This window comes from Polaromonas sp. P3_C2, assembly GCF_056402675.1.
Genome location: NZ_JBFUGX010000692.1, coordinates 1 through 2,091, shown reverse-complemented (window position 1 = coordinate 2,091; position 2,091 = coordinate 1). Strand labels below are relative to the sequence as shown.

General features: G+C 59.9%; 2 protein-coding genes. One reads left to right on the top strand and one right to left on the bottom strand.

What is annotated here, in order from left to right:
• The coding region (locus AC1DWI_RS20825) for an ABC transporter permease (RefSeq protein ID WP_477725644.1) at positions 1 to 847 on the bottom strand (847 nt) is incomplete at its 3' end.
• A gap of 492 nt (positions 848 to 1,339) precedes the next feature.
• On the opposite strand from AC1DWI_RS20825, the gene AC1DWI_RS20820 reads away from it, so the two are divergent.
• On the top strand, positions 1,340 to 2,091 hold a 752-nt coding region (locus AC1DWI_RS20820; RefSeq protein ID WP_477725643.1), incomplete at its 3' end, for a porin.

The window sequence follows — 2,091 nt, the reverse complement described above, 5'->3', positions numbered from 1 at the left end:
CCACGACAACCGGCCTGTCGAGATGGAGGATCGAGTCAATGATGAGTTTTCCCATGCCTGGCCACGCAAAGACCGACTCGGTCACCACAGAGAAAGCGATGAGGTGAYCGAACTCGAGCCCGACGGCGGTGACAACGGGAATCATCACATTCGGGGCAATGTGCCTGGCCAGGAGCCTCAACCCGGACACGCCTTTGGCACGCGCGAACCGCACATATTCCTGTTGCACCACATCGCGGGTTCCGGTCTCCGTCAGGCGAATCACCATGGCGATCTGGAATATCGCAAGCGTCGTCGCCGGAAGGATCATGTGCTTGAGGCCGTCCCATGTCAGGAAGCTGAAGGCGATGCCGAAGAGCTGTTCGGTGTCGCCTCGCCCGCCTGACGGAAGCCATCCGAGGTTCACGGAAAAGATGAGGATGWGGATGAGCCCCTTCCAGAACGTGGGAATGGTGACCCCTGCGATTGAAAATCCGGCAATGAGCTTGTGAACCCAGGAGTCCGGCATCAGGCCCGCGACGAGCCCGAGAGGGATCCCGATGGCCAGTGCCAGTATCAGCGCAATAAACGCCATCTCCAGGGTTGCGGGCATGCGCTCCAGAACAATTCCCAGTGCCGGCCGGTTGAAGACAAACGATTTGCCAAGATCTCCCTCGACCGCATGCTTCACAAACAGTGCGTATTGCTCGTAGATCGGCCGGTCCAGCCCCAGGCTGCGCGCCGCGACCTCTACCTCCTCGGTGGAGGCATTCGGGCTGACAAGCAGGTGTATGGGGTCGCCAATGAGGTGAATGCCCGTAAACGCGATGGCAGACATCAGCGCAACGACGACGAGGCTGTCGCGCATTCGCTGGAATATGGGGCCAAACATCAGATTGCGTCCTTATCTCTGCCTGCGACACCGGCCAACACCCGCCCACATCGCACGCCGCTTCGCTCGAGCCCGCGGCCTCCACCCGGGGAAGCCGCAACAGGCCCCCTATTGCACGTCACTTTCATCAAAAACTCCAGTCAGCGGGAGGCCTCCCGCCGGTACGTCACGTTCGCACAACTGCTCGCAATTTAGAGGCCAACCAACACCCTTGCCAGCTTTCACCTTGTGCATTCGCGGCAACAGCGCCGCGAAATTTCTTGACAGTCATCACCGCTTCATGATCTAGTTGTAACGCTGTTTGATACAGTGTATCGCTAGTCAATACAATAAAGCAAGCGAATTTTTCAGGATTTATGACGGTCGGCGAGGAGGGAAGCAGGAAAGACCTGGGCGAACTGCGCCTGTGAGCACCCATGCGGCGGCGAATGATTCGCCGCCATTTACAAAACTTTTCAGGAGTGAGAAATGAAATTGAAGATAGCCTGCCTGGCTGCGATTGGCGCCGGCGCAATAACCGCCATAACCCCCGTCGCCGCGTTGGCGCAAAGCACGGTGACGATTTACGGGAGGATGGATACGAGCTTTGAGAACTCAAAGACTGGCTCGGTCTCGCAGACGCTCATCACGGGCAACGCGTCCCGGTTCGGCGCCAAGGGAACCGAGGACCTGGGCGGAGGGCTCAAGGCGCTCTTTGGCCTGGAGATGGGAATTTCCTCGGACACCGGGGCGTCAAGCTCGCCCGTCTACCGCAACTCCTATGTCGGCATCAGCGGCGACTTCGGGGTGGTCAACATCGGSCGCATYGACTCGGCCGCRCCCAGCCGCACGCCGATCTACGCGATCCTGGGCCGCAATGTCGAGTACGTCATCCACGATGCCGGCGCCACCGCGATTGGCWCCTCCATCTTCAATGCGCGCACACGTGTTTCGAACGCCATCGGCTATGCCAGCCCGCTGATCAGCAACTTCGTTTTCCGCGCCGGCCATTACTTCAATGGTGAAGGCCYGGCGGAAGCGGCGGCCGGCCCGGTCCGCTTTGAGAGCGACTACAAGCAGACCGATGTCTCGCTGAGCTATGGCGAAGGCGAGGGCCCGCTGGGCCTGGGCGTCGGCTACGGTAGGGACAGCAAACGCGGGGGTGCCTTGCTCAATGATTTCAAGAGCAAGTGGATGCTGGTGGGCTCCTACGACTTTGGCGATATCCGTGCCTGGGCGGT